This is a genomic window from unidentified bacterial endosymbiont (assembly GCF_918320885.1).
Taxonomy (GTDB): Bacteria; Pseudomonadota; Gammaproteobacteria; order Enterobacterales.
In genome coordinates this window covers 784,573-805,249 of sequence record NZ_OU907312.1, presented here as the reverse complement: position 1 = coordinate 805,249, position 20,677 = coordinate 784,573, and the positions used below count along the sequence as shown (strand labels likewise).

The window sequence follows — 20,677 nt, the reverse complement described above, 5'->3', positions numbered from 1 at the left end:
CTGAATGGATACCACTGACTTATAGAACGAGAGCCAGAATCTATAAAAAATAAAATTATTAAGATTAAATAAAAATTATATTAATTACTAATATTAATACTAATGGTTTTATTTTAAATAGATATTATAAAAATAGTACTATTAATAATTTTTAAATAATAATATTATTTAAATAAGTTATAATTAAAGTATTAATAAAAACTATTTTAGTTTTTATATTCATGAATTGAATTTATAAAACTTATTTTAAGTAAAGTCTTGAATAATTTATAAAACAATCTATTATAGCCCGAGGTAATGTAGCTTAGGGATACCGCTTATACTTCAGGAGTCAGAGTTGGTTTACCGTCGTCTTGCTTTTTCAGTATGATTTAATTCTGAGAATACAAGATCATTTGCTCAGCTAGAGTTAGATTATCTAGCAAGAAGTAAAATTAAAGAATTTCATCACAACTCAAAGGAAATATTTATGTCAACTTTTAAAGAGAGATTTTTTTCATCGTTTGCTGAAAACCCTCCACTGCCAGGTGTGAGAATTAATAGTAATATGGTAAGGAGTAATACGATAAGGTCGATGGGTAAAGAAACAGATAGTTCAACTTCTTCGGAAGAAACAGATAGCTCTGGTGAGAAACTCTATGTTATTCCTCTTCGTGGCAGAGCTACAGTACCTAGCCCACCTCAACAAACCGAGCGCTCAACGAGCCTTTTAGTCACGGCAATCACTACCGTATCAACAATAGTATCAACAACGCTTGCTCCTCTGACAACGGGGATTACTCATCAAGTCACACATAACATGACTCCTGCTGATAATACATCCCTTGTAGAGGTAAACCTAGTTCAAAACATGGTATCTGATACTTCTACTGATGAAAGCACAGGGTGGATGGTTGGTGTTGGAGTAACAGCGGGAGTAGTTATTTTAAGCGGCCTAGTTATAGGCGGGGTATGCCTCTTTTCGAAAATGAACAGACCTCTGAACAATTATTCCTCAGAGGTAATGCCCTCAGTGGATACTGTCTAAAGCTATTCTTGATCACTCCATTGAGCGGCTGGATTTTCCGGCCGCTGGCAGGGCAATGCAGACACCCCTGGATTCACGCTACCCTCTTCTATTCAAAGTGTTCTGGTCTAAGCGTTTTAGCCCGGCATGGGGACAAGGTTGATTGTTTTATGTATTATCTCACCTCTCCAGGCTAAACCTAGACTGAATCTAAGTGCTGTAAAAGGGTAATTCCAGTAGTTGAGCGCCGCTGGCATCGATCTGCAGTACCGAGGCGCTCTGCTCCCAAGCGCCCAGCACAATACGCTCTGCTTGGCGCTTGGGAGTTTGATCACGCTGTTCTAGGGTGATAGTGTGCCGTCCTGCTCGATGGGTATGCCCATGAATCAAGCGCGCCGCACCACTCTGTTCTAATAACGCCACCACCGCCTGTGGGCTGACATCCCTGATCTGCTGGGCTTTCTGTTGGTTGGCTACATGACTTTTCTTCTGGAGTTGTTGGGCCAGGGTCTGCCGCCAAGCCAGCGGCAAGCTCAGAAATAGCCGTTGTAGCCAGGGTTGGTGTACCCAATAACGTAACCGCTGGTAGGCTCTATCCTCCGTACAGAGGCTGTCTCCATGCAGGATCACGGTAGGAACCTGATAGAGGGTGATTAACTGAGGCTCTGCTAATACAATCAGGTGACTCGTGTTGGCAAAACGCTGGCCCAGCAAAAAATCGTGATTCCCCGCCATAAAGTAACAAGGTATCCGTAGTTGACTCAGCGCTTGCGCCACCACTCGGTGCAGCGGTTGCTGATCATCATCACCCAACCAAAGGTCGAATAGATCGCCTAAAATATAGAGCGCTTCCGCTGCGGCTGCAGAGTGGCGTAAAAAATCGAGAAAAGCGGCAGTTCTAGCCTCTTCATCCTGCCGCAGATGCAGATCGGCAATCAACAGCGTGCTCATGACGGCTACTCTCCCTCACCCAGCAACGATAGCATGGCTATTCAGCGAGGGTAATGTGCGTTAGTAGCACCGCCTCTAGCGGAACATCTTGGTGACCTGAGGGATGATTCCCCGTTTTCACTTGACTGATATGATCCAAAACCTCTAGACCGGAGGTGATCTGCCCGAAGACACAGTAGCCCCAGCCCTGCGGAGTGGGTTGTTTAAAATTAAGAAAATCATTATCACTGCTGTTCATAAAGAATTGTGAGGTGGCAGAGTGCGGATCATTAGTCCGTGCCATAGCGAGACTCCCTCGTTGATTGAGCAACCCATTATCAGCTTCATTGGTAATCGCCGCATGCTGAGGCTGCTTTTGCTGCATTTCTAAAGTAAAACCGCCGCCTTGAATCATAAATCCTTTAATCACCCGGTGAAACAGCGTATTGTTATAAAAACCTTCACGGCAATAGGTGAGGAAGTTCTTGACTGTCATCGGCGCCTGTTGTTGATGTAACTGCACAATGATGTCGCCGTGGTTCGTGTGTAGCGTGACCATAAAAATCTCTCTTGTCCTGAAAAATGCAGATTGTAACGGAATGATGCGCTCAACACGATCTTAATGCCGATTAAATCCTCTCAGCCACGGGCTGGGTGCCCTAACGGTCACTATTTTTAAAGATAATTAATCACTATGTTAACTATTTATAACAGTCTAAGTCGCCAAAAAGAGCCGTTTAAACCCCTGAAAGCTAAGCAGATTGCCCTCTATGTCTGTGGTGTGACGGTCTATGATCACTGCCACATTGGACATGGTCGTACCTTTGTAGTCTTCGATATGGTGGTACGCACCCTGCGTTATCTAGGCTACTCCGTACACTATGTTCGCAATATCACCGATATTGATGATAAGATCATTCAGCGGGCGGCAGAGCGGGGAGAGCCCTGTGACGCGTTAACACAACGGATGGTCGACGTGATGCATCAGGACTTTGCGGCGCTGAATATTCAGCCGCCGGATCAGGAGCCCCGGGCGACCCAGCATATTCCACAGATGCTGCAGCTGATTCAGCAATTATTAGACCGTGATCACGCTTATATCGCTGCCAATGGCGATGTGCTGTTCTCGGTGGCGAGTTATCCCACTTATGGGCGGTTATCCCAACAACCGCTTGAACAGCGGCAAGCAGGCGCCCGAGTTGATAATCTTGCTGATAAACACGATCCTTTTGACTTTGTCTTATGGAAACCCGCCAAAGCTGGGGAGCCCGCTTGGGACTCTCCCTGGGGAGCAGGCCGCCCAGGGTGGCATATTGAGTGTTCAGCGATGAACAGCCACTACTTAGGAAGCCATTTTGATATTCATGGTGGTGGTGCCGATTTACTATTTCCCCATCACGACAATGAGATAGCCCAGTCCTGCTGCGCCCAAGAGACCCCCTATGTCAACTACTGGATGCACAGTGGGATGGTGATGGTGGATCAGGAGAAAATGGCCAAATCACTCGGGAATTTTTTGACTATCCGTGAAGTACTAGCCCAGTACGATCCAGAGACCGTGCGCTACTTTTTGTTATCTGCCCACTATCGCAGCCCATTAAGTTATAGCCCAGCGCCTCTGCAACAAGCGCGGGCTGCCTTAGAGCGCCTGTACACAGCCCTGCGTGAGCTAGAACAGGTTCCAGTCAGTGAAACCGAGTCCGTCGATCCAGCTTGGGAGACGCCCTTTCAGCAAGCGATGTCCGATGATTTTAATGTGCCACAAGCCTATGCCGTGCTGTTTGCACTGGCCCATGAGATCCATCGAACCAAGCGTCACGATCCGCAGCAAGCACGGCACTTGGCCAACACATTGCGCTGCCTAGGTGGCGTGTTGGGGTTATTACAGCAAGATGCTGCGACTTTTTTACAGGGGAGGCCCACTATGGACGCTGAGATTGTTGAACAGATTGAACAGTTGATGGCCCAACGGCAGCAAGCCCGTGAACAGAGCGATTGGCCTGCTGCCGATCGTGCACGAGAGCAATTAACTGCCTTAGGGATCACCCTACAGGACGGCCCTCAAGGGACGACGTGGCAGCAGAAGCGATAAGGTAGGTTTCACTGATCCTTGGCATTACTGGCGGATTGTTATAAACTAACCTAATAAGACTTAGTTCATTTAGAAGGTTATCATGCACACCGTGAATATTCATGAGGCTAAAACGCATTTATCACGCTTGATTGAACAGGCTGCCCAGGGAGAGTCTTTTATCATTGCTAAAGCGGGAAAACCGTTGGTAAAAGTGATGCCATTGCAAGCATCAACAGCGAAAATCCGTAGGCTAGGTTTTATGTCTGGGCAGTTCACCGTCCCTGATGATTTTGATCACCTGGGCGGTCGTGACATTGAACAGTTATTTGGCAGCGAATGATGAAATGGTTGCTAGATACTCACCTGTTGCTATGGGCCGCAGCAGAGCCTCAGAAGCTGCCCATGACTGCTCAAAAGCTGCTCAATGATCCCCAGTATACCCTGATTTTCAGCGCTGTCAGTTTATGGGAGGTGGCCATTAAAAGTGCGTTGGGAAGAGCAGATTTTCAAGTCGATGCTCGGTTGCTGCGCCGTGGGCTACTAGATAACGGCTATCAGGAGCTAGTCATGACCAGCTTGCATGCAGTCACTATCACTTCTCTGCCAGCGATTCATCGAGATCCATTCGACCGACTGTTAATCGCACAATCTATGGCGGAGGGGATAACCCTGCTGACGGTAGATCCCGTGGTGGCCCAGTATCCTGGATCTATTCAGCAAGTATGAAACGATGACGGCGATCAGGATGATTCCCCGTTTTCCACGGCAACCCCTTCACAAAACCCCGGCAGTTGGCCGGGACAATAACCGGGTTTGAATAAAATTATAATAGGATACAAGTCCTATTGGAGCTCGTACCATGTTACTTGAGCGTGCTGACCAAGCTATCTCTTCCACTGAACTTCAAAAGAATACCCGCTGGCTACTGGATCGGATGGCTAATGGTCAGCAGGATCGCTATGTAGTCATTCGGGATAATCGGCCAACGGCCTGCTATGAAGCACTCATTGATGAGCTAGAGGATCTACGTATTGATGCAGTGGCACGTGAACGACTCGTGGCCATTGACCAAGTGACACTGCTGTCTCATGCCGATCTGCTGGCGCGACTTGGCAGTGCTGGTTGATGGCGTGGACGATCCTCTACTGATCTTGCCACCTTTTTTTAGACACAGAGAAGAGAAACCTTAAGCGACCTGGGATAACCAATTTTTTTCAAAATTTACAGGAGACAGATAGCCTAGCGTTGAGTGCCGTCTCTGTCGGTTATAAAACACTTCTACGTATTCAAAAATGCTCAATTTGGCTTGTTCTCTGCTCTCAAAACGTTCAAAGTGGGTGTGCTCTGTTTTTAAGGTATGGAAAAAACTCTCTGCTACTGCATTGTCATAACAATTGCCCGTACTACTCATGCTAAGCGTTATCTGGTGATGCGCCGATACAGCCTTGAATCCTTTGCTGGTATACTGGCTGCCTCGGTCGGAGTGGTGGATGAGACCTGCAGCAGGCTTCCTCCGTGTTATTGCCTGGCGTAATGCTGCGGCTACTAACTCGGTGGTCATGTGAGCTTGCATATCCATCCCCACGATACTACGAGAGAACAGGTCCAGTACGATAGCAACATACAACCATCCCTCTTGGGTCGGAATATAGGTAATATCTGCTGCCCAGTATTGATCAGGGCGAGTGGCTGTGAACTTCTGCTTGAGTAAATTAGGCGCCACTGCGGCCTTTGGATCGACTATTGTGGTTACCTTAAATCGTTTTTTCATCTTAGCCGCAATATGGGCTGCTTTCATTAGCCGACAAACCCGTTTGCGTGAACAGCGCTCACCTCTAGCTCGTAACTCAGCATGGATACGTGGGCTACCGTAAATTTGGTTGCTTATGGTATAAACCTCTTTAATTTCAGATATTAAACGCTCATCCTCACAATAGCGCTTGGATGGCTCAGCCTTGATAAACTGATAATAGCCACTGCGGGATACACCTAACACGTTGGACATCCTCTCTACGCTGAATTCCCCAGCATGCTTTTGCATAAACTGGTATTTTACTTGCGGGCCACTGAGAAGATGCCCAAGGCTTTTTTTAGGATATCCCTCTCTTCGCGTGCTATCGCCAATTCTTTCCGCAATTGACTGAGCTCAGCATCAGACGCTTTCAGGTATCCTTTGCCCGGGAAAGCCTCTGCACCATCCTTGTTATGCTGATGGACCCACCCTGCCAATGTACTCTTGGGAACTCCCAATTCCTCGCTCAATTGACAGAGCGTTTTACCAGTGCTGTGATACAGCTTTACCGCATTCAGCTTGAATTCCTTATCATAGCTCCTTGATTCCCCTTGATTCATAACTTCACCTCAAAAAGTAACAAAAAATTATACGCTTTGTTCCTCTTCGTTGTGTCCGTTAAAGGGTAGCAAGATCACTACTATCCTGAGGTTGAAAAGGATCTGCTTAGACTGGGCAGGGTAGAAGCTGAAGCCGTTATAAAGGTGATTGAAAAACGCAGCGGCCAAGGAGAACCAGACAAATTAGGGAAACCACTCTTGGGACAACTGGCCAGCTATCGCCACATCCGTACGGGCCAAACGAGGGTTGTTTATCGTATTCATGATAACCGGGTTGAGGTGTTGATCATTGCAGTGGGAATGCGCCGTGATAATCAGATCTATGATGCGGCATCCAGTAGAGTGGGGTGATCCACTCCTTCCTCTTGTCACTGAACCTTGGTGTTACTGACGGATTGCTATCAGCCAGACTAATGAAACTTAGTTTATTGAGAAGGTTATGATACAGATAATTTAACATTAATATTTAATTTATCAACTGTATAATGATTTGGCCATTGCAAATTTTATGAAGTTTTTTTTAATTGAATCTACGTGTGAGGTAACTTTATGATCAGTGCTCCAAGAGTAAGTTTATCGGCCAAAAAAATTATAGGTTCCGGTTTAGAGATGTACAACTTGGATATCCTGCAGGAACTCGTACAGAGCAATACTGAATCGCCTATTAATTTGACTCCCTTAATACGGGCTCATAAACTCCAGCGACTAGAATTTAAGAATTGCTCTGGGTTGACTCCTTCAAATGAGAATTTTGAAACTTTGAATCTCCTCCAAACAAGGGGAGTGACTATCGTACTATCGGATATGCAAGGATTCCAAGAGGGATATGCTGCTTATCGCTCATCTAACGGAGTAGATCATACACTACCGCAAACGATGGCATCCTTCCCGCAGGATCAAGCTGTGCTGCAAAGTACTCCTAGTGACCGGTCTCAATCCTCTGTAGGTAATGTAGGGAATATCCCGGCGCATACTTCAGACCGCTCCATAACCTGAGTTCGGTGTCAGCAGTCGCAGCAATATGGTCAGGCTATCAGCCCTCGCGACAACCCTGAATTCTAGCCGTGATACTGCCCTCTGCTAAGTTCCCGTGCTTTGGGGCAGTGTCGCCGGCGATGCCGTAAACTTAATCACTAATTGTCCTGCCTCTAGGGTGATCACCGGGATTGACACCCCTTTTTTAATCCAGAAGACCACCCTTAAGTGCTGCGGATGGTAGCCCACCACAATGCTCTGCACGGGACCTTTGGAAAAATGCTGCGCTTTCGTGTCTTGTATCTGCCAACAGCCTGGAAGATCCAGCACCCAACGTGCTGGCGCTGTTAAGGTAAACTGGCGATAGTCCGAGAGCTCAACAGTAGTCTTGAGCCGATAGTACCAATCGGTGCCTGACCGACTGGTACTGATCTGCTGTAGCGTCGAAACAGTGGGCGCCCCCGCTGAGGTTATGGATGCAGCCACCGGCAACTGGCTGGTGTTGGGGAGCGCGGTCCCGGGGGGTTGCTGAACTGCTACAGAGTGAGTCTCCGCTAGGGACCCAACTCCCTCCCCCGCCTGCGACAGGAGCGGCGAGACCTGGTGACTCGTCAGAGTGGCCCGTGGGGGGGCCAATAGCTGCTGGGGTAGCTTTAGCAACCGTTGCAAAATCAGATTCCCCCGCAAATCAGTTAAATTTCTATGGGTTCTCTGCAGCGTGATGAAGACCACGGAGATGACCAACACCGCCCAGAGGGTAAACAGTAACAAGGCAAGTTTTCTGGCATAAGTCATCATCAACCTCGTCTATCATGGAGCGTGGTGATCGTTAATGGAACCGGCAACCGAGAGCTCGCTCGCTGGTTCAAAATCGCCTGCTGCCCAGCGATTTGATAACTGACTTTAAGCCATTCAAATCCCTTTTTCTGCAATTGTGCTTGCTGTTGCGGAAATTGCGCGGCAGTCAATTGCAGCGTTCCATGGCGAAAGTCCGCTAGGAAATCGGCAAAGCCCAAGCTACCAGGCCACACCTTGCGCAGGGTGAGATCCTGGAAATCAATCGCTAGCTCCACTGCACCACAATGCTCCGGTCGCCAATGAAAGATCTGGCTCACCGGATAGTTATAGTTCACGAGCTGCTGGGGCCCAGTGACACACTGCAAGATCACAGTAGCCGATAGCGGCTTGTCCACCAGTTGACGATTCACCTCTAGCGGCCGAGCCTGTAAAGTCACCGGATACTCCGTTTGGATCTGCTGTAACAACCGGGTCCCCTGTTCCACAAACTCAAAAAAATCGGCACTTAAGGGGACGGACAATCCCTGATAACGCGCCGGGTGCCACCCATCAGCCTGACGGGTAATAAACGGTTTTGCGGGCCCCTGCATAAATTTGGTCAATAGCCCCCCTTCACTAAACAGGCGGAAGCTCTGCTGCTCTGGGGCAATATATTGGAGAGCACCATAGATCTCTGCTTCCCACTGATCTTGTAGATAGTGTGCCGTTAACGCCAGCTCAGTCTCTAATAAGAAGCGATAAAGATCCTCAAAGAGAGCGGCACCCGCTATCTGCTGTTGGTCAACCACTAATAATTTTTGCAGTCCGGCAACAGCCTCCCACCCTTTAAAAGCCACCTCATCAGTAGAGACCGTGGTCAAGAGATCCGCCACTTTTTTAGCAGCGGTGGCTTCGCTCTGTAGCGTTGGTAGCAGCGCTTGCAGACTCTGCTGCAACTGCTCATAAAGTTTGATGCCGAGGGTTATCTTTTCGAGATAGTCTGGTGACCGACCGGCCTGCTGTTGAGCCACCGCATCCGCTAACAACCGCTCTCCCTGCTGTAGTAACCCTTGGGCACCCGCTTTATTTGAATCTTGCTGCCTAGCAATCATGGCATTAGTCAGTTGCAATGCGCTGAGATCCAGCGGTAGTAGATCCGCCACAGCGGCCAACTCACGCTCAGCCTTACGTTGAAGAAGAAAAAATGGATTATTGAAGGAGGCCAAGCTACGAGCAATTAAACAGCGCTCACTCGTTTTCAATTGCGCTGCTGTTTTAGGAAAGTTCTGTAGAAATTGGATCCAGCACTGCTGATACTGTAGCGCATAGCGATTCCAAAAACGCTGTAATCGGTGGTCAAAATCGGCACGCGGGCTATTGAGCTGTAGCTGTTGAAGTAACCGTTGGATAATCCGCCGCCCTTGAGCGGTGTAAGCTCCCGGAATAGCCGCCGGATCTTTAATGGGGAATTGCCAAAAATTATCGGCCTTGATAGCGGCGACATTGGTTGGATCACTAGCCCACTGAATGATCCAGGACCAGTCATGGTGGGTATTTAATAGCCAATTAAGCGATTGACGGCTGCTACTCACTAAATCATGCAGTGACTGTGTATCCTGCTGCCACCAGATAAAGGCTTGATAGAGTAGCCAAAGCTCATTCTGATACTCAATATCAACGCCAATTAACTCACGATTCATCGTCATATCATCGCGTTGAATGGCTGAGAGATTCCCAGACAAGCGGGCTTTAAGCGCCTCTAACAACCAAGCGAGATGCCCAGCAGCATCACCAACCAGCGCCGCTGGCAGCACCGCACCCTGCTGATTTAATTGATGCCAGAAATAATGCTCTAAGGGTTGTCGTACCTGGGTAGTGAATCGTTTAACAAAGTAGTCGCGCGATTGCTCAAGGGCTTCATCAACGGGTTGCTGCAGGACCACTCTAAACAGATGCCATCCACGGCGCTCCTGTTCAAAACGTAAGATAGTTTGCCGCAAAGCATCGAGTGCTAAAATCTCTTGCTCAACCGAGCCGCTCACTGCTCTGACATGGTTCAGGGTCTTCTGTAGTTGATAAATTTGTTGCTCGCCATCTAAATAGTTCGCCCCCAAGAGGGTAATGCTAGCAAAAGAGAGCAGCAGCACCGTAATCAACAATAACTGATCAGTCAAGGTGCGCCAGCGTAACAGCTCTTTAATGGGTTGATAGCGGGTGCGATCGCCCGGTAGTAGTCGGGCAAACAGATCATATAAAAAAAGTCCTTGGTTGTTTTGCTGCGCATAACTTTGGGGCGCAAACTCCTTGAAAACCTTGTCCAGGGTCATGCCAGGTTGACAAGCGCTAGTGAAATAGAGGCCGCGTAACATCACAGGTTCATGATAGTGCTCATGTGAGAAAGCAGCTTCTACAAAACGCTGTAGTGGCTCAGCCAGTTGACTCAACTCAGCCGCTAACACGAGATGGCAGCGGCTTGCAGAGCACTCCCCTTGAAGTAATCCTTGCTGTAATCGAGCGACTATTTTTGACAGGATACTGGCCATGGAACCCTGAGAAGAGAGCGTGTCTGGTACCGTGTAGCCAAAGGCTTGTCGACGACTTTTAAGCGGCAACGTATTAGCATAGTTTACAAATCCGTTGATCTGATCCGCTTTGGTAATCATTAAATAGACGGGAATACGCACGCCTAACTGCTGAATCACCTGATTAATGCGATCACCAATATGACGTGCCGTGTCATACAGTGATTCGCTGTTAGCTTCCAATAGCTGATCGGCAGGCAGGGCCACAATGATTCCATTGAGTGGCTCTCGACGTCGATAGTGCGCTAATAGGGTTAAAAATTCATGCCACTCGCGCTCATCCTCTACCCCATTGACTGGCTTAGCATAGCGACCTGCGGTATCGATCACCACCGATTGCTCGAAAAACCACCAATCACAATGACGGGTTGCAGCAATACCTGGAATAGGTCCTACCGGTGACAAGATCGCGGTTAGCTCTGAACGAGCGATAGCCGAGGATTTTCCCGACTGACTCTCTCCTAGCATCAGATACCACGGCAAGACATAGAGCGGGTTACCCCGGAGGCGCAGACGTGACTGGCGTAGCGTGGCCATAGCATCCAGCCAGCGCTGCTGCAATTCACGAAGCCGCTGACGGCTATTAGCACTCGCTTGTTGAATTAAGCGCTCATCTTGCGCCACCACCCGTTCAACAAAGGCACGCTCTTTGCGACGCTGCAGTGAGCGGTGTATTAACATGACCAGTAGCATGACGCCCGCCAAGGCTGACAAGAGTGCCGCTCCTCCCCACCAAGGCCAGGCCAGCCTGTTGACCAGATAAAAAACGGCGGCGCTGAGGGCACCGACCACTAAACAGATCATGAGCAATTTAAATAACCCGCGAAACACTGTACGCATAGTTTTTCCTAAACCCTGTGGCTTTAAGACGAAGCAAGACTAATCTGGCCAGACTAATCGATCGATGGCTAATAGATCTTGATAAATAAGCATGACCAACAGCACGCCCAATAACGCCGCAATAATCAGTAGCACACTCCAGGGATCAAAGAGTCGCCCAGGATGAATCAGCGGATGGTGGGTGGTGGCCTTAGGGAAGACCTCAAAAACTACTGGCCCTTGAGGCAGAGCTAACTGCTGGCTGATACGCTGACGTAATTGCTGTATAGGCTGTTCACCGACATGATAATAGTGTCCTTTAAACTGGGTCGCTAAACAGGCACCAAATACCGCTAACACCTCATCCAGCAAGGTGCGTGAGGGATGATTTTGCTCGATCAAATCGTAGCGAGAAAATAGCGTTTCTAAACGACTAAAAAATTCTTCACCCCCACAATGGGTCTGATAGAGTTGGCTCTGTAGTGGTATCCATGCTAGCGCCGACGCTTGAGGTGAGAGCAATAAACGCTCATCAGCCCACACACAGACCGCAAAGGCTGCTTCAGTGGTCCAAGTTTTTGACCACCCCTGCTTAGCAATCGCCTCCTCCGTTTCTAACCACAACTGCTTTAACTTCTGACAGAGTGGCTCCGGTTGCGATGGCTTGGCTTCCTCACTAATCAGTAATACAGCACCCATAAAAGGTTGATAGAGTTGCAATAATTGCATCTTAACCTCGTGTGATATACAGAATCACCTGCGCCTGCTCAGGCGCCTCCCAGAACAGCGCCATCTCACCACTCTGTGCTACTGGCTCCCAGAGATCTTGGCCAGCCTCGATGGCACAACAGTGGGTATCGATGGCGCAATAGAGGCCGTCAGTCAGTCGCGGCAACCCTGCTGGTTTATCTGTTTGAGGAATTAACGGAATGCCCGAGATACTGCGGGCCAGCAAGGTCGCTAACTGTGGACCCGCCGCCAATTTAGCGAGCCGCTCAAATCCGGGTGCCAGCTGCAGCGAAGAGACATTACAAAAAGCCAACCAATATTGAAATGGGGACCGCAATGCTCGTTTTGGCAGCTCCACACGCCAAATGGCGCCCTGACGCTGCAGTCGTAACGTATACTCTGGACCCACGACAACGCTATTCAGTGCCTGCTTAATTTGCGTGACTAATCGGTTAAAAACTTCTGACAGCTTTAAATGGTCATAATTGGGCCAGCGGTCGACGCCTGCTTCTCCGGCAACCGATAGCGTGGGAACTAAGTAACTCAGTTCAGCAAACAGGCTTGCAAGCCCAGCCCAAGCTTGACGCGGCGACAACTGTGGCGTATCCATTAACAGCTGGATAATGCAGGCACACCGGGTTAACGCCTGTAACGCCAGCATCAGTGAACGATCCGAGGCGTTATCCCCTGGATTGATCTGCTTAAAACTCTCCAGTTGCCGAGCGCGGGAAATCGCTTGATCATGAATATCGGAGAGCATCGACTGCAAAAAGGGCCAGGCATGGACATTGAGGATTGGCGGAATAAATTGCTCATTCAACAAAATCCGTGGGCCATCACGCTCTAAACTGGCGACTGGCATCACCATATAATCACCAGCGTGCGCTAGTTCGCTCTCCCAGAAGATGCGTAACTGATAGTGCAGTAGGCGGACCTGCCCTGCAATCCCATTACCATGGCAGTCGGGGATGCTGGTTGGCGTGATGGCAGCTCGCATCCGGCGCTCCGGAGTGGCGTCCAGTGCTTGACTATCCTCGATCTCTGCTACATTCTCGCAATCTTGCCACTGCTTAAGTCCCAGGTAGATCACAAACGGCTGGCCCGCTTCAACCCAAGCATCATCAAATGGTCGGCTGGCCAGCAGCGCATTGTTGGGGATATGGCATAAGCTGCCGTCGGGAAATAAAAATTCGCCACTGCTGATCACTAAACGTTTCTCAGCCAGGGCATCTTCACGCAGGGTGATGGCTAGCACCCCCCAGGGTTCGTTGTGCAGCAGTTGGATCAAGCGCTGCATCGTGACTTGGTGAAAGCGGCTCTCCAGTTGCAAGTGCTGTGGCTGTAGCGGTAGCCCTTGGTACCAAAAAACCGGGCAGTGTTTACTAGTAGTCGTTTTCATTTAGGGATCAACACTCTGTAGTGATTGTTCCGTGAATACCAGGTTAATGGTCAGTTCACCGGGCCAATATTGATTTTTTTTCCAAAATAGTAGCCCCTTGGTTGAATGCTGAACTGGGAAACTAAAAATGGGGCTGATCCGCTGGGCGGTCGGGTGTGCGTAGCCCGCGACAAACGCCACATAACGCCCTTTTTCTAAACGATCTAAAGTGAGCTGACGCTGTTCCCCCGGTTGTATGAATAACCGCTCACTCTGTACCACCGAGTTATCAAACCCTTCGCATTTCAGCAAATTTTTCACGCCGGCAGGGGTTTTAGCCAGCTCGCCCCAGGCGGTGGCTGAACTTAACTGGTAGAGGCAGAGCATCAACGCATGCGGCTGCTCCTCATAGCGATTGAGATCCTGATCAGCGGTGATCGCCAGATGTAGGGCTTTGGGCTGCCAACTCCAAACCAGTTGATTGGGATCCTCGACAGGAACAGGTGGTGCTACTGCGGTAGCCACTGTTGCTCGTCGCTGTCGACGCTTGGGTGCGTTTGCCGATTTAGCACAGCTATTCAAAAGCAGCACTAGGAGTACCGGGAGTCCGTAAGCCCGCAACCAGTCGCTGTGTTGCCCTCTCTCAAGATGAGGTAGGCGAAGCTTGAGCTGACGGCCGTACTTCATTAGGGAACGATTCAGACTATTCATAGGGGTGTTATTTCATCACTACGACTTTGATTTGCGCCGGAATTATCACCACCCCAATTCCATTGGGGCTGGTGCCATTTTGCGCGGTCGTACTGGTTAAGCGGGTAGCCGGCATCCCCTTCAGCAGCACTGCTGTACTGCCTTGGGTAAAACGGGTGGGGCCCATCATCATGCCGGAGACCGCGCCACCGAGGGTGCCAACATTATCACCATTACTGACCGGAATTTGTGAATTCAGATGCAGGGTGGGCATACCGCCTACCAACACTTTGAGTGCTACCGTGCCTGGATTAGCCATATTCCCGTTAGAGATATTAGGGTAAGGTATCGGCACCGGTCCCGCAGGCGTCGGGGTATTACAGACATCGGGAAAGGCGGTATTCATGCCCCCCATCGTGGTATTCATAAACATACGCTGCTCCCTAACCGAGATGGATCTGCTGGCCATCGATGCTGACATGGCCACGGGCTTTTTGGATGACGGTTTCCGCCTGCAGCAGGGTACTTCCTTGAACCAGATGGCGATGGCTACCACTGCGCTGCTCATCATGCTCCTTGATAGTGCAGAGACGCTGACCAAACCGCTGTAGTACCCGGGTGGCCACCTGCTCAATCTGCTCAGCCCAGTGGCTTAAGGTCCCGGTGGTGAGCTGCACGGCCCGCATGATCAGAGTGGCCCGTTGGCAATGCACCTCGACACGCTGGCTATCCAGCTGCCAAGCTTCAGCGATCACCTGCTGGGTGCCAGCGCTGCACAGTAGGAGATCCTCTCCGCTGTTTAGGGTTAACGGGCCGCTCGTCTGAATCGTCAGGGCCCCCTTGATCTGAAGTTGCGCTGCCTGCTGATCGCCCCGCTGCAAGATAGACAGCAGCCAATAGCGCTCTGGTGAACCGGCCAACAGCACCTGATCACCAGGAGTCGCTTGCAATAAGCAGCTCGCTGCTGTCTGCACTACCTCGACGCCAGCCTGCAGGCGAACCCAGACGCCCTCGGGATCAATTTTAAAGACACGAGCGGACAGTAGCGCCCAGGGGGTAGGTTGCTCTTTGAATCGTGGTTGAGTCATGAATCTCTCCTTCTGCGAGGCCAATTTTCTGCCGCTAAACGCTCTGGATCAGTTCCAGAACAGCCGGTTCGATCACTATCGCGCCAGTGGACCTCCTCTTCTAAGATCTGATGCCACTGGCTATAGCGCAGGCTGGCCTGATAAAAATTCACCTGCTGTAAACGGCTCTGTGAAAAATCGGCATAATCGAGCGTAGCGCCCTGGAACAGCACCTGATTGAGCGCTGCCTGGGTAAACTGACTTTGGGTGAGCGAGGTCTCTCTGAAATCACACTGCTGCAGTCGTGCCTGCGCAAAATTGGCACCCTGTAAACGAGCCCCCCGTGCGTCCACACCGATGAAATGTGCTCCTGTGAACACAGCGTATTGCGCCTCTGTCCGGTTTAAACAGGTACCTTTCAGGGATGAGTGCATAAAATAGCAGTGGTTCATTGAGATCCCGCTCAAATCTTGATGATCTAAACAGCAGTGGTTGAGCTGTAGTGCCAGTAAGTCGATCTCTCGTAAACAGGCGGTGGATAGATCGAGTTCGGTAAAGTAACTTTTGGTCAATCGCGAACGGCTGAGATCTAATGAGTGGGTGATCACCTCCTCCCAGACACACAGCTCTATTTGCTGCTCACTGAAATCTGCTTGGGTGAGATCACACTCCTTCAGCAGGCTGTTCTGTTGTCTTCCTTGGGACCAGGAGAGCTCGGTTAACTGGCAACGCTCTAATAGGCAGAGATCACTCACCAGCCCACTAGCCTTGGCCTGATGGAAATTACAGTCACTCGCGTTCAGAGTATCCCAATGGCCATGAGTCAACGCTGCCTGGGTAAAATCGCACTGCTTGAGCAGCACCTGTTCAAATCGCACCCCGCTTAAACAGGCCTGATTAAACTGGCATGCCTGAAACAGGGTTCCTACCGCCACTAGACCGGTGAAATCACAGCCTGAAAAGTCACAGCGCTGAACAATAGAGTCCCCTAAACAGAGGTTCGTCAACGCTAACCCGCGACAGTCCAAGTCACTGAGCACTGGATGCATTGCCGCTAATTGCATGAATTCATCGCGGGTCATCAAAGATCTCTTGATAGTGCTTTAGTAGTGTCCGGCGCAGATTGGCACCGGCAAATTGCGTCTCACCCACCACCACTTTCCGGAGATCGGCATTAAAAAAATTGGCCTGTCGGCAGTCAGCCCCCACTAACCGGCTCTTGAGTAAACTGGCTTGCAGACAATTAGCGCCTTGCAACTGTGCTCCCTCTAAATCTGAGCGTAATAGCTGGCAGTGACGCATATCAATATCCTGTAAGTTAGCCTGCTGCAGGTTAGTGTCGTTGATATAGGCCTCTCGCAGGTTACTGCCGCTAAAATCGGCCCCCTGGGCTTGGGCGTGCATCAGATTGATCCGCGGCAGCTCTGCCTCACACAGCTTTGCCCCGGTTAAACAGGCCGGTCCAAATCGCGCATTGGGTAGCTGGGCACGACTAAAGTCTGCGGCCGTCGCCTCCACCCCCCATAAATTAGCGCTTTCACCAACACTACCCACCCAACAGCTGTTGTTCAGCTTGGCCTCATTGCCGATCAGCTGCTGCACCCGCGCTTCGGTTAAATCGGCTGCGGTTAAATCCGCCCCCAGCAGTATCGCTTCGGTTAAATCCGCTCCTCTAAGCGAGGCTTGTTGTAACTGGGCTCCTTCTGCCATCATCCCGGCTAATTGGGAGCAGGAGAGATCGGCCCCTGGCAGCAGCGCCCCTTTCAGCAGTGCCTCGGTCATCCGGCAGCCTGCCCCATGAATCTGTGAGAGATCAGCTTCACTTAACAGGGCTTGGTGCAGATTGGCCCGTTGCAAACCAGCACCGGTAAAGCAGGCGTGATTAGCGATAATCCCTACCAGTTGTGCATCACTGAGATCACTGTGGGAAAAATTACTCTTATTTAAAATGGACTCAGTCAGATCGATTCCTGGAAGAGTGAGTTCCGATAAATCCACACCACTCAGGTTGACACGAACCAGCGACTCCCCAGCTTGATAAGCGGCTATCACCTGTTCACGATCCAGTGGTCGATAGTCGTGCTGGGGCTGTTCATCCGGTTTGGGGAGTTGAGCCATGCCCTCACTGAGCAGCTGCTCAGCCTGCAGCAGCAGCGCCTGTATCTGCTGCTGAAAAGGCTCCAATTCCGGCATGGCCGGAGCATCAGGATGACGACCCGCTAGCTGCTTTAGTTGGCTAAACGCCTGCTCGACCTGAGTTTTAGCGGTTTGTAACTGCGCCAGTGGCGTGGTTGAGGGCGCTCCAGATGTAAAATTTTGTAGTGCGTGGTTGATGAGTGCTTGGGCCGAAGCAGGTAGCGTTGCGATAGTCGGTTGGAGATCTTGTAACTGCTTTATCAGCAGCGCTTCAATCGCCAAGGGATCCGCCAAGCCCACCTGATCACCGATCTGCTTCACTGTGGCCTCCATAAAGGCCGCTGGATTGGGCTCAGGACTGAGCGGCGGCATCACGGCTTGAGGCAGTGCTGTACTCAGCCATTGGCACTGATCGACCCCAGCATCCAAGCGCGCCTGTAGATCGGCGTAATCGCCGATCCACAGCGGCTGGGCCTGAGGATAGTGCCGCTGCCAGGGTTCAATGGACTGTTCCGCCGTGAGAGGGACCAAGATCAGCGGCGCTTGCTGCAGTGTCTGCAGGCGCTCAGGGGCAAGCTCGGTCTCTGGCGTTGCTAGCAACAGAACATCTACTAGGTGGTCCACATCTTGTGCTAGGCGCCAGCCCAACACCAACTCCGGAACGATGACTGTAGCCCAATCGGGGTGCTGGCCACTGCACCAGGGCCCCGGTTGGCTCCCTTGAACACGATACTCCCCGGTAGGATCCTGCAGGGGACCTGGACGAACCGTTAAGGCGGTAAAAGTAGCGCCCTGGAACTCTGGCAATAGCCAGCCCGGACCGATCATCTCCCGCTCGGAGGGCTCAAGCAGCGCCCACGCCTCTGGAATAAAAGGTATTGCGTTCGGTAGGTAACCGGGTAGATAGCGCTGTTGGGTCAATAGCCGAAGACCCAATGCCTGCAACGCTGCCTGTGGTGATGCTGCCGTCATCCCGTGTTGCGCTAGACTCACCAAACGTCCCGCTTGTGCCTGCCAACTGTTTTCTAGCGCCGCAAAATTGGCCAACTGCGACAGCAGCTGTTCTACCGGCTGTAAGGGGAGAGTAACCGACTGAGGGACCACCTGCTGCTGCAGCTGCTGCCCGGCGTCATGAACCTGCTGAGCAATCTCACTCAGTTGTGCCGGTAACTCCCCCAACCGTTGCTGCATTTTGACTAACTGTGCACAGCCACTCTCTACCGAAGCGCTCACCTCTGCTGAGACCGGTTGGGTCGCTAACCACGTTTTGGTCTCTGCTAAACGCGCTAGGTGACCCTCCAGTTGCTGCTGGACGATCCCCTGCTGCTCCAGCAGGCTGGCTTGCGGTTTGGGCGCGTGCCCACTGATTTGATCTTTTTTAAACTGCAACAGTTTAGGAATATCCGCGATGGTTTTTTCCGCTTGCGCCATGTGTGCGGCGGCTTCAGCCGCCAGGGGCGGGTTCATCTCAGCCTCTACGGCATCGTACTGGCTCTGTGCTAGATAATCTGTGGCTGTTAACGGAACACTATCGGCAGCTTCCAGCCCTAAGAGGATCTGCTTGATATCGAGTGCTTCATCCTCTTCAATCGGTGCTACACCGTGATAGATCATCACTCCGAGCAGCTGCTCAGAAAATAGCCAGACGGTGTCGCACCGTAGGCTTAACTCCGCCAATTGACCCGTATGATACTCAATAAAAGCCCGGGGACGGTGACTGGGCAGTGTGCCACTGATCTGCGACTGTTCAGGATGTAAATTCACCAGATGATAGGGATCACCGGCTTGAAAAAAGCCAGGCAAGCGCTGATCGAGTGGAGCGACGTTGAAATAGCGCCAATCGAGATCGGGGGGGTAGCCTGGCCAGTGATCACGAAGCCAGATCTCATCATAACGGCCTTGATAACGAGCCCGGGCAGGATGATCAAAGGCCAGTGGTAGAAAACTGGCTGGCGGAACGGCTTGATCACGGTAGATCTGCTGTTGCTGGGGATAAAAAATAGCCGCCGGTTTTTGCTGACTACTGCCCTGGGGATTGTCGGGGATCTTGGCTCCACCGAAAGCGCTCTGCCAGCGCAGCGGCTGGCGCTGGAAAGGGTTTGGTTCACTGGCTCGCCCACTGGTTAACCACTCACGGGGACCATAAACCTCTAGACTCTTTTCAATCCCCGCCACCGCAGCAGAGACTCGAATAGTGGGACGCGCCATAGGGCTGCAAGCGGCCCCATAGAGTAACCATTCACCCTGCTCTTTCGGCAGGGCTAAATCCAATACCAGATCACCCTCGATCTCCAGCACCGGCAGCAGCCGTTGCCATAGCTGCTGCTCTGTCAGCACAACCTCAGAGGCCCCTAACTCAAAGGCAATCAGCGTAGCGACCCCTAAGCGGTGCTGCTGTCGAAAAATAAAGGGGGCAGACAGTAGCCCTTGGTATAAGCTTTTGACTACCCGCATCGATTCTGCTATCCCAACATCAGTAAGTTGTTACTTTGAATGACAGTGCGCTGTTTAGAGAGGCTGCTACCACATTGTTTGACCTCACCGCCGCGTTGACTCACTGCGGTTTGTGAGCGCTCCAATTGGCTATCTACTGTCATCACTTGCGCTCCACACTTTGCCACGATAGTCTCCACCTGAGTCAGCTCAGTGCCGGTGCTGGCAATCGTCGTGCCGCTCCGTTCCACTGGGGTATTATTGACAGACACAGAGGCTTGGATGGCTGACAGTTCCGATTGTTTGGCCACCACTTGGTTATGGGTGACTTCGAGCTTATCGCCTAAGGTGGCTTGTGCCTCATCCATGGAGGCCTTAATCGCCTCAACGTCGATTTCAATCTTTCTTTTTCTACAGTACAGACTCCCTAAACTAATAATTTTCTCTTCAGATAACCGATCAAATTTAAGCTGAACAGTCGCTGGCAAAACCATACCGAGTTCAACCAGCGCTTTGGCTCCGATATTGACTAGCGTCTCCACCCCGCCTTTCAGCAGGAAGCATTTGCCTTTAATGAAGGTAAACAGCGCATTAACCTTGATGTTGGCCCCAGTCGCAAACTCTGCTTTTACTTTTTTGTCAAATAAATCCATAATACTACCTAACAATGGTTAAACATTTATAGGAAAATAATAAACAATTTTGATTTAAGTTAACATTAATTTAAAT

Annotated in this window: 17 protein-coding genes and 2 pseudogenes; 6 read left to right on the top strand and 13 right to left on the bottom strand. The window is 50.6% G+C overall.

Annotation, left to right across the window (positions count from 1 at the left end; all coding sequences use genetic code 11):
* The first annotated feature begins 469 nt into the window (after window positions 1–469).
* Window positions 470–1,027 (top strand): hypothetical protein, encoded by a 558-nt coding sequence (locus NL324_RS04030; protein ID WP_253306440.1) that lies wholly within the window; start codon window positions 470–472, stop codon window positions 1,025–1,027.
* A 189-nt stretch (window positions 1,028–1,216) separates the two neighbouring features.
* Here NL324_RS04030 and NL324_RS04025 read toward each other — a convergent pair whose 3' ends face one another.
* Together NL324_RS04025 and NL324_RS04020 are read right to left on the bottom strand one after the other, a co-directional pair.
* On the bottom strand, window positions 1,217–1,957 hold the full coding sequence (locus NL324_RS04025; RefSeq protein WP_253306439.1) for a UDP-2,3-diacylglucosamine diphosphatase: 741 nt from the start codon (window positions 1,955–1,957) through the stop codon (window positions 1,217–1,219).
* Between the two features lie 37 nt (window positions 1,958–1,994).
* Entirely contained in the window at window positions 1,995–2,495 is a 501-nt protein-coding gene (locus tag NL324_RS04020) for a peptidylprolyl isomerase (protein ID WP_253306438.1), read from the bottom strand.
* Window positions 2,496–2,630: 135 nt separating this feature from the next.
* Between NL324_RS04020 and cysS the strand changes: the two genes are divergently transcribed.
* From cysS to NL324_RS04000, 4 genes are all read left to right on the top strand, one after another.
* The gene (cysS, locus tag NL324_RS04015; protein WP_253306437.1) at window positions 2,631–4,028 is read left to right on the top strand and encodes a cysteine--tRNA ligase; all 1,398 of its coding nucleotides are present in this window, start codon (window positions 2,631–2,633) and stop codon (window positions 4,026–4,028) included.
* A gap of 82 nt (window positions 4,029–4,110) precedes the next feature.
* Complete coding sequence (locus tag NL324_RS04010) at window positions 4,111–4,350, top strand: type II toxin-antitoxin system Phd/YefM family antitoxin (RefSeq protein ID WP_253306436.1); 240 nt, start codon at window positions 4,111–4,113, stop codon at window positions 4,348–4,350.
* Window positions 4,350–4,736, top strand: coding sequence for a type II toxin-antitoxin system VapC family toxin (locus NL324_RS04005; RefSeq protein WP_253306435.1), 387 nt, complete (start codon window positions 4,350–4,352; stop codon window positions 4,734–4,736). Before NL324_RS04010 ends, NL324_RS04005 begins: the two co-directional genes overlap by 1 nt.
* A 133-nt stretch (window positions 4,737–4,869) precedes the next feature.
* Window positions 4,870–5,136 carry a type II toxin-antitoxin system Phd/YefM family antitoxin gene (locus tag NL324_RS04000; protein ID WP_253306434.1) on the top strand — a complete coding sequence of 89 codons (267 nt, stop codon included), beginning with the start codon at window positions 4,870–4,872 and terminating at the stop codon, window positions 5,134–5,136.
* A 60-nt stretch (window positions 5,137–5,196) separates the two neighbouring features.
* Here NL324_RS04000 and NL324_RS03995 read toward each other — a convergent pair.
* A pseudogene (locus NL324_RS03995) lies at window positions 5,197–6,362 on the bottom strand (IS3 family transposase).
* A gap of 96 nt (window positions 6,363–6,458) precedes the next feature.
* Here NL324_RS03995 and NL324_RS03985 point away from each other — a divergent pair.
* A pseudogene (locus NL324_RS03985) lies at window positions 6,459–6,713 on the top strand (type II toxin-antitoxin system RelE family toxin); the annotation flags it as partial.
* A 729-nt stretch (window positions 6,714–7,442) separates the two neighbouring features.
* Here NL324_RS03985 and NL324_RS03980 read toward each other — a convergent pair.
* From NL324_RS03980 to NL324_RS03935, 10 genes are read right to left on the bottom strand one after another with little or no spacing between them, the layout of a single operon-like run.
* A complete protein-coding gene (locus NL324_RS03980) occupies window positions 7,443–8,135 on the bottom strand; it encodes an AMIN domain-containing protein (protein ID WP_253306432.1) in 693 nt (230 codons plus the stop codon).
* On the bottom strand, window positions 8,135–11,536 hold the full coding sequence (locus tag NL324_RS03975; RefSeq protein ID WP_253306431.1) for a type VI secretion protein IcmF/TssM N-terminal domain-containing protein: 3,402 nt from the start codon (window positions 11,534–11,536) through the stop codon (window positions 8,135–8,137). Before NL324_RS03975 ends, NL324_RS03980 begins: the two co-directional genes overlap by 1 nt.
* A 39-nt stretch (window positions 11,537–11,575) precedes the next feature.
* Entirely contained in the window at window positions 11,576–12,244 is a 669-nt protein-coding gene (locus NL324_RS03970) for a DotU family type IV/VI secretion system protein (protein WP_253306430.1), read from the bottom strand.
* A gap of 1 nt (window position 12,245) precedes the next feature.
* Entirely contained in the window at window positions 12,246–13,643 is a 1,398-nt protein-coding gene (tssK, locus tag NL324_RS03965) for a type VI secretion system baseplate subunit TssK (RefSeq protein WP_253306429.1), read from the bottom strand.
* Window positions 13,644–14,333: a type VI secretion system lipoprotein TssJ gene (gene tssJ / locus NL324_RS03960; protein ID WP_253306428.1), complete on the bottom strand. Its 690-nt coding sequence runs from the start codon at window positions 14,331–14,333 to the stop codon at window positions 13,644–13,646.
* Between the two features lie 7 nt (window positions 14,334–14,340).
* Complete coding sequence (locus tag NL324_RS03955) at window positions 14,341–14,745, bottom strand: DUF4150 domain-containing protein (protein ID WP_253306427.1); 405 nt, start codon at window positions 14,743–14,745, stop codon at window positions 14,341–14,343.
* Between the two features lie 10 nt (window positions 14,746–14,755).
* The gene (locus NL324_RS03950; protein ID WP_253306426.1) at window positions 14,756–15,400 is read right to left on the bottom strand and encodes a DUF3540 domain-containing protein; all 645 of its coding nucleotides are present in this window, start codon (window positions 15,398–15,400) and stop codon (window positions 14,756–14,758) included.
* Entirely contained in the window at window positions 15,397–16,461 is a 1,065-nt protein-coding gene (locus NL324_RS03945) for a pentapeptide repeat-containing protein (protein WP_253306425.1), read from the bottom strand. The genes NL324_RS03950 and NL324_RS03945 overlap by 4 nt, the downstream gene beginning before the upstream one ends.
* Complete coding sequence (locus NL324_RS03940) at window positions 16,448–19,969, bottom strand: DUF2169 family type VI secretion system accessory protein (RefSeq protein WP_253306424.1); 3,522 nt, start codon at window positions 19,967–19,969, stop codon at window positions 16,448–16,450. Before NL324_RS03940 ends, NL324_RS03945 begins: the two co-directional genes overlap by 14 nt.
* Before the next feature lie 8 nt (window positions 19,970–19,977).
* Window positions 19,978–20,601 (bottom strand): hypothetical protein, encoded by a 624-nt coding sequence (locus NL324_RS03935; RefSeq protein ID WP_253306423.1) that lies wholly within the window; start codon window positions 20,599–20,601, stop codon window positions 19,978–19,980.
* Window positions 20,602–20,677 lie beyond the last annotated feature (76 nt).

Bases quoted from the DNA above. Each gene is read 5' to 3' on its own strand.
- NL324_RS04030 (WP_253306440.1), top strand. From the start codon at position 470: ATGTCAACTTTTAAAGAGAGATTTTTTTCATCGTTTGCTGAAAACCCT.
- NL324_RS04025 (WP_253306439.1), bottom strand. From the start codon at position 1,957: ATGAGCACGCTGTTGATTGCCGATCTGCATCTGCGGCAGGATGAAGAG.
- NL324_RS04020 (WP_253306438.1), bottom strand. From the start codon at position 2,495: ATGGTCACGCTACACACGAACCACGGCGACATCATTGTGCAGTTACAT.
- cysS (WP_253306437.1), top strand. From the start codon at position 2,631: ATGTTAACTATTTATAACAGTCTAAGTCGCCAAAAAGAGCCGTTTAAA.
- NL324_RS04010 (WP_253306436.1), top strand. From the start codon at position 4,111: ATGCACACCGTGAATATTCATGAGGCTAAAACGCATTTATCACGCTTG.
- NL324_RS04005 (WP_253306435.1), top strand. From the start codon at position 4,350: ATGAAATGGTTGCTAGATACTCACCTGTTGCTATGGGCCGCAGCAGAG.
- NL324_RS04000 (WP_253306434.1), top strand. From the start codon at position 4,870: ATGTTACTTGAGCGTGCTGACCAAGCTATCTCTTCCACTGAACTTCAA.
- NL324_RS03980 (WP_253306432.1), bottom strand. From the start codon at position 8,135: ATGATGACTTATGCCAGAAAACTTGCCTTGTTACTGTTTACCCTCTGG.
- NL324_RS03975 (WP_253306431.1), bottom strand. From the start codon at position 11,536: ATGCGTACAGTGTTTCGCGGGTTATTTAAATTGCTCATGATCTGTTTA.
- NL324_RS03970 (WP_253306430.1), bottom strand. From the start codon at position 12,244: ATGCAATTATTGCAACTCTATCAACCTTTTATGGGTGCTGTATTACTG.
- tssK (WP_253306429.1), bottom strand. From the start codon at position 13,643: ATGAAAACGACTACTAGTAAACACTGCCCGGTTTTTTGGTACCAAGGG.
- tssJ (WP_253306428.1), bottom strand. From the start codon at position 14,333: ATGAATAGTCTGAATCGTTCCCTAATGAAGTACGGCCGTCAGCTCAAG.
- NL324_RS03955 (WP_253306427.1), bottom strand. From the start codon at position 14,745: ATGTTTATGAATACCACGATGGGGGGCATGAATACCGCCTTTCCCGAT.
- NL324_RS03950 (WP_253306426.1), bottom strand. From the start codon at position 15,400: ATGACTCAACCACGATTCAAAGAGCAACCTACCCCCTGGGCGCTACTG.
- NL324_RS03945 (WP_253306425.1), bottom strand. From the start codon at position 16,461: ATGACCCGCGATGAATTCATGCAATTAGCGGCAATGCATCCAGTGCTC.
- NL324_RS03940 (WP_253306424.1), bottom strand. From the start codon at position 19,969: ATGCGGGTAGTCAAAAGCTTATACCAAGGGCTACTGTCTGCCCCCTTT.
- NL324_RS03935 (WP_253306423.1), bottom strand. From the start codon at position 20,601: ATGGATTTATTTGACAAAAAAGTAAAAGCAGAGTTTGCGACTGGGGCC.